The organism is Bartonella doshiae NCTC 12862 = ATCC 700133 (assembly GCF_000278155.1).
Classification (GTDB): Bacteria; Pseudomonadota; Alphaproteobacteria; order Rhizobiales; family Rhizobiaceae; genus Bartonella; species Bartonella doshiae.
The window spans coordinates 64379-70998 of sequence record NZ_JH725098.1; the positions used below are offsets into that span (position 1 = coordinate 64379).

A 6620-nucleotide genomic window follows, 5' to 3' on the forward strand; every position below is an offset into this window, starting at 1 on the left:
GGTCGCACATCTGCATAAATGACGTCTTCTTGCGTTTTTGTGTGTTGTCCTCTTTGTGTGCGGGGTCGCACATCTGCATAAATGACGTCTTCTTGTGTTTTTGTGTGTTGTCCTCTTTGTGTGCGTATTTGCATCTCTGCATATTGTGCTTCGAGCTCTGGAATTCTTCCACCAGAATTATCTCTGGTGGGAGATCCTCTTTCATTGCGTGGTTTTACTGTTGCATATATGGGTTCTTGTGTATGTGATGATGAAAGTTGATTTTTTTTCATGCTTGTTTCCTTTCAAGCTTTTTTTGTTTATTTCAGAAAAACTCTTTGGCATATTTTCCACCTTTATATTTTGAAGTTTTTATGCAAAAGAGGAATAGTTTCCAAAGATTTTCAATTTTCCGCTATTTGCCATCATCGTAGTCGATATTTATGACTTTTATACAGCTTTTTTATGAAATTTTATCAATGAGTTATATAAAATTATTGAGGTTATTTTTTATGATTATTTTTTAATATTGCGCAATCTCTTTTTATATAATTCAAATAGCAAGATTTGCATTAGGAAACTGGATGGAAAAGTAAAAATTATCTTATGTTTAGTTGGTAAGAGCCATTGATGAGCAGCGACTGATTTTAAGGGTGCGCACTTGATGTTGTGTTTCTTTGGTTTGTTTCAGGATGTTGGAAATTTCTTTTGCTTTGCTTTCCGATGTACCAAGCAAACACGAAAGTCTTGTGTGGTTTTGTTCTTCTATAGCTTTACGCTCTTCTGATGAGAGGCGATTGTATAATTTGCGTGAAAAAACATGAAGTTCTTGTTGTAGCGCACGAGAATGAGACAAGACTTCTCCTCGTTGTTCCTGTGGTAGGGAAAAAAGCTGTTGTAAGTTTTTACTTGGATACTCGACAAGTTGTTTTTTGCATCTTTGTTCCCTTTCATGATTTTCTAGGATTTCATCCTTTGTTCGTTGTATCGTTGTAGCATAACCTTTAAGTGTTTCACTGAGTTGTGAAACGGCCTTTTCAGCACGTCTACGTTTTGGACTTTTTATGCAAAGAATTTTTCTTCCCGCAAGCTTGTTAATTGATTTAGGATCTTCAGCGATTTTATCGGCAAGCTGTTCGCATAAGTTTGGATCTTCATAGATCATTTCTAATTTTTCATCTAATGTTTGTGTTTTTCCATAAACAATTTTTGATAAACGTAGAACTTCTTTTTGGCAGATTTCAACAAAAGGATCGCTTGTAATCTTTTCGACAAGCTCTTCATACGTGAGGGGCATTAATATTTCTGCGGGAATGAGTGTTTTTTGCAAGTTTTGAATATTGGTTTTTTCAAAAGATATGTAGTCGCCATCTCTTAATGTTTTGATTTGCTGTGGTGAGAGATCATCTATATGGCCTATGACAAAAACATCTTTTGCTTCTATCACAAATCCTTCTGCTGCGTGGCCTCTATAGAATCCATCATATTTCACACCTTCTTTTGCTGCTACAACTACGCGATTGTTGATTTGGCTAAGACCACATTCTTTCATCTGGTAGATGAATTCTTTTAAAATAAATGCTTTTTGGGGATGCGTAATATCTTCAAAAAGATGATGCATCGGTTCTTGATTACCATGTTGCATTGCTGCTATACAAGCGGTGTCCATGCGCTCTTTTGTGGTAAACGAAAAATCAATTTCATAGCCTGCTGCTTGTCCAAGCTTTTCCATAAACATTCGTTGCGCGCGCCCATTGCCTTTTCTGAAAGGATGTATAGAGTTGAGTTCTGCAAAGACTGTAGCAGCATTTTCAACAAAGTCTTGGCGCGATAAACCTTGTAAATTATTCATTGCAGCAAGTTTTCGATCTAGCTGCTTCAATCTTTTTTGAATTTGTGGACCGATGGCAAAAGGAACTGGATATCCTTTTGGTCGCATCGCTGGCATATGGGCAGAGCTCCCATCTTCAAATGTAAAGAGTTTATCGCGGGTCTGTCCGGCCCATTCAAAACTCTTATGGAAGAGACTCCAGTGAATTGTTTTCAGATATTGAGAGTTAAATTTTCGAGGTGGTGGTTCATAGCGAAAGTTTACCGCTTCTTTGGCAGCATCATTGGCAGTGCGCGCATATAGTTTTTGTGAGTTTTTTATGCCATATTTATTTTTTAGTGTTGTACCATTCTTATACAGATAGTTATGCTCTAACATATGTTATCTCCTTATAAGTTATAAGGAAGGGTGATGCATAAGCGTGTTGAACTTTTTGTGTGCAATATCTCCCCTTCGCCTATTTTGTAAAACTTCGATTGTTCTAAGATAAAATGGGGTTTTCTCACGTGGTGCATCATATGCGTTGATGATTTTGGCAATCATGGTGCGGTGTTTTTGTAATCCTTTTGATGCAATAGAGAGAGAATGTGGAAGGAAGATTGTTTTTATAAGCCGTTCTCTGTTCGCCTTTTTACAAAGGACAGAGATTTCTGATATTTTTTCTTCCATAGCGTTGTATTTAAAAGCCCATTGATAAAAAAGGAAAGCATAGATAGGGAGGTTATGGTAGTTATGTTGAGTAGGATCATTATGGATTATTTGATTATTACGCAACTTTTTATAAGAAGCATGAATACTTTTTAGTATAGTTATAGAAGTAGAAATAAAGGATTTTCCTCTACCATATCTTTTTTGTCCTATCATGCTCAAATTCCTTTTAAAGGGCTTTATTAAACAGGAACGTATGCTTTTTACTTTTTTCTCTTCTGTTGGCCTCGTAGTAATGTTTTTCAGTTTGCTTTGGGGGCAAAGCGGTTTTTGTCAGCAGCAGCTAACATGTCTTTTCTTCTAAAATAGATCGCGCGACCACATCGTAAAGGGGGATGCCCTTGCATAAGAATAATTTGTTCATCTTGACGCATATTTTGAATGATTTCGTGAGGTAAAATCAGGGCTCTTTGTTGATAGTTGATATTGTGAGAGCCTTTTTCTAAGGATATCCCTCTCGATTTACTTGTTCCGGTCACTTCAATGGTCATTTGACCACAACGTTCTGAAATGTCTTTGGCTGTTTGGAGGTCTTTAATAGCAGCATAACTTACAAATGAACAGCTTTCAAACCATGAACGTGCTCCTGATTCCCCAAAGTGATTAACCAGCTGACCAGAGGATTGATAAAAGAGCATCAAGGATGTACCGTATTTACGACCACGATCGCGTGCTTCTTCTAAGATATTCATATAACCAAGAAGGTCAACTTCATCCAAAACAAACAGAACACGCTTTTTGTATTTCCCATCAGCTATCACCATAGCATTCAAAAAAGCACCAATGATCACGCGTCCAATTGCTGGATAACTGTTTAAAATACTTGCTGGAAGATTGAGAAAAACATCAATATCTCCATTCGTAATATCTGAGGATGCAAAATCATTTCCACAGACAAGATCAGCATAATTGGATAAAGAAAGCCATTGGGTATCTTTTGATGCGGTTGTATAAACCCCTGAAAAGGTTTGCTCTGCCATTTCTGTGAAAATGCCAACCATTTCACGAATAAATGGAGAGGGGGTTGTTTCTTGAATCATGCGCAATTGATTGACAACAGCCGTTTCTGATTGAGACAGAATTTCGCGCAATGTTTTTAGATTGCGTTCACTATCTTCATATTCATCGGAGAATATAACATGCGCAAGAAGAGCCGTTAAAAGATTATGCGCTTGTGTTGAAAAATATTCTGCTGAAGAATTATCTGATTTTTTATCTGAAAGAAGTAATTTAGAAAAACTTACAATATTGGCTTCGCGTTGTGTACGTGGTACATTTTCATCTAAAAGCCAATCAAGAACATTAAAATTTTTTGTTAAGACTGAATTGGGATCGAGGACGATAACATTTCTATTGCCCATCTTTTTGCGTGCAAACCTAACTATTGGTGCAACTTCTGTTGAAGGATCAAGACAAATAATTGATCCAGGATATGTTAAGCATGTTGGTACTACTGTACTTGTTGTTTTATATCCACCTGAACCGGCAAAAAAGATCATGTGGGTTGAGCCAAAATCAAGATTAAAGGTAAGCAACGGTGCCGTTCCGCCCTTTCCCCATGTTGTTTTATTGCCAGGTGCAAAAGGAATATCACGCACTCTATCTTGATCAACGCGGTATCTTTCACCAACAACAATTTGGCCATTGGCAGGAAAAATTTTTGCTGCCTCTCTTAAATTCATCCATGATGCATCACCAAAAATTCCTTTTTTGGCACGTTTGATATTGTTTGTGCGCGGAGAAGCTATTATGACTTGGATAACTAAGAGAAAAACACCGATGATTGTTCCAAAGATAACCATAGAATCCATGAATCTTAGAGCATAGCTCCATGTTATCTCTAGTTGATCAACATAAGGACTTAAGCGTTTGATTTCACCACTAATAAAGTAAAGCGCAATAAGAGAAAAACAAAGAGCGGAGATAAATGTAATTGCTTTACGCAGATGTAGTTTTTGCAAGAGTGTATAAATCAAGAATACAGTAGGGACCAACACAAGCATCAGTAAGGGTTCTGAACGAAGATACCAATAGGCTTGATTGCTTGTCATTCCATTTGTTACATAGGATAACAAATGAGGAATAAGGAATAGAATTAAACTTCCTAAAATGATTGGTATAAAAATAAGTACTAATTGTGTTTTTGTGTATTTCATTGTCTCTTACTTTCGGTTTTCTCTAATTATGCGACAAAACGATACTTTCAAAATCACTGCTAGGATGTGAGATACGCTCCTATAGGTGGGAGAGTGTCAAAACTCTTCAACTATGGGTGTTCAAGTAAAGGAGCAAGATTCCACATTTTTAGCTAGCCATAGCGAGCGTATTTGAGCGATTTAGTTTGCGCATATAGGCTTGCCCATGTATTTCTTTGGCCTTTTGAACAGTGTTGGTAATTTCTTGTGCTTTCTGCTCTGGTACACCTATACTTTTCGCAAGTGTTTCATAGTCATGGTTTTTGATCGCATTATATTCCTTTGCTGAGAGACGAAAATCTAAATTGTGTACAAAAGCGCGGAGTTCTTGGTACAACAGAGGATATTGAGACAAGACTTTAGTCTGTGATTCTGGTGATAAGCAAAAGAGATTTTGCAAGTTTTTACTTGGCTTTTCTACTACTCTTCCGCGGCGTTCTTGTTCAATTTGATATTCTTGAGTGATTGCATGACGGGTATATCTTACATTATACGCATAATTCATAATTGCGGTACAAAGCAGATTAACATGCGCTTCGGCATTTGCGCGCCTTTGGCTCTTAAAGCAAACAAAATCAACACCTGCAAGACGAGAAATAGAGCGAGGAGAGCGTTCGATTTGATCAGCAAGCTGTTGGCCTAAGTCTGGATTTTGAAAAATCTCTGCCATCTGTTTGTCTAATGCTTTTGAACTTCCATAAATAATTTTTGATAAATGTTGAATTTGGTTTCGCGCTGTGTGGACATGGGTCCTTTCTGAAACCATTTCGGAAATTTTACTTTGTGTTAGAGGCGCTAATGTTTGTTTGGGGATGAGCGTATTTTCAAGATCTTGTGTCATTGGGGGGGTAAAAGTAATTGTATCACCGGTTTTTAATGTTTTTATTTGTTTTGGTGAGAGATGCTCTTTATTGCCGATGATGTAAGTACCTTGGATATCGAGCACAAAGCTATCAAAGCCAGCACCTTTATAGATTCCTATGTAGGTTTCATCTTCTTTTGCAGCCATAACAAGATGCTCATTAACATCGCGCCCAAGTTCTTTCATGTTGTTCATGAATTCCTGTAAAACACGTGTTTTTTTTGGATTGGAAATATCTTCAAAAAGATCTCTCATCGGTTGTGTCTTGCCATGTTGAACTGCTTCGGTATAGGCAGTCATCATGCGTTTTTTTGTTACAAGCGAAAAGTTAAGCTGATGTCCTGCTGCTTTGGCGAGATTTTCAAAAAAGAATTGTTCTGTGTGCTCATTGCCATCTATGAATGGGTGTATATTTTTGAGAGAGATAAATATTTCTACGGCTTCAGAGATAAATTCTTTGCGCGTTAAACCTTGTAAATTGTCTTTTTCGGCAAGCGTTTGATCTAATCTTTGTAAGCTTTCGAGGATTTCTTTATCGCTTACAAAAGCATTGTCCCATTCCGTTCTTTTCATTTCTGGCATGGCAGCAACGCTATCGTCTGCAAATGTGAAGGGAACAGTGCGGAGCTGTCCGGCCCATTCAAATGTTCTTTTAAACAATTGGTGATGGATATGGCATAGATAAGCGGAATCAAAATGTTTTGGCAAAGATTCTTTACGCAAAATCTTTGTTGCTTTTTCTATATCACACGAACATTTTTTCAGAAAAAGTTTTAAATCTTTTTCTCCATATTTATTTTTGAGTATTTTGGTACCAGGATAGATATAATTATGGGGGGAGGGAGATCCTCTTGTTTTTGACTTTGCTTTTGGCATAATTGCCTCCTTATAATATAGCGTTGTCCATAAGAGTATTAAATTCTTCTAGTGAAATATTCCCTCTTGCATATTCTTCTAAAATTTCGAGTGTTTTTGGATGGAGCATTATTCCTTCAATTGCATGTGCGTTAATAGCAGCATCAACTGCTTGACGGCGCTTTTTAAG

6 protein-coding genes are annotated in these 6620 nt (G+C 37.1%); all 6 read right to left on the reverse strand.

Going from position 1 to position 6620, the window contains the following annotated elements; all coding sequences use genetic code 11:
- A partial coding sequence (locus tag MCS_RS08525) for a hypothetical protein (RefSeq protein WP_004857333.1) occupies positions 1-272 on the reverse strand: 272 nt, incomplete at its 3' end.
- A gap of 317 nt (positions 273-589) precedes the next feature.
- A complete protein-coding gene (locus MCS_RS07730; RefSeq protein ID WP_004857336.1) occupies positions 590-2188 on the reverse strand; it encodes a BID domain-containing T4SS effector in 1599 nt (532 codons plus the stop codon).
- An 18-nt stretch (positions 2189-2206) separates the two neighbouring features.
- A complete protein-coding gene (locus tag MCS_RS07735) occupies positions 2207-2674 on the reverse strand; it encodes a hypothetical protein (protein WP_004857338.1) in 468 nt (155 codons plus the stop codon).
- 86 nt (positions 2675-2760) lie between these two features.
- Positions 2761-4674 (reverse strand): Ti-type conjugative transfer system protein TraG, encoded by a 1914-nt coding sequence (gene traG / locus MCS_RS07740; RefSeq protein ID WP_004857341.1) that lies wholly within the window; start codon positions 4672-4674, stop codon positions 2761-2763.
- Between the two features lie 148 nt (positions 4675-4822).
- Positions 4823-6451, reverse strand: coding sequence for a BID domain-containing T4SS effector (locus MCS_RS07745; protein ID WP_004857344.1), 1629 nt, complete (start codon positions 6449-6451; stop codon positions 4823-4825).
- A gap of 10 nt (positions 6452-6461) precedes the next feature.
- Positions 6462-6620, reverse strand: a 159-nt coding sequence (locus MCS_RS08800) for an antitoxin VbhA family protein (protein WP_004857347.1), incomplete at its 5' end; no start/stop codon positions are given.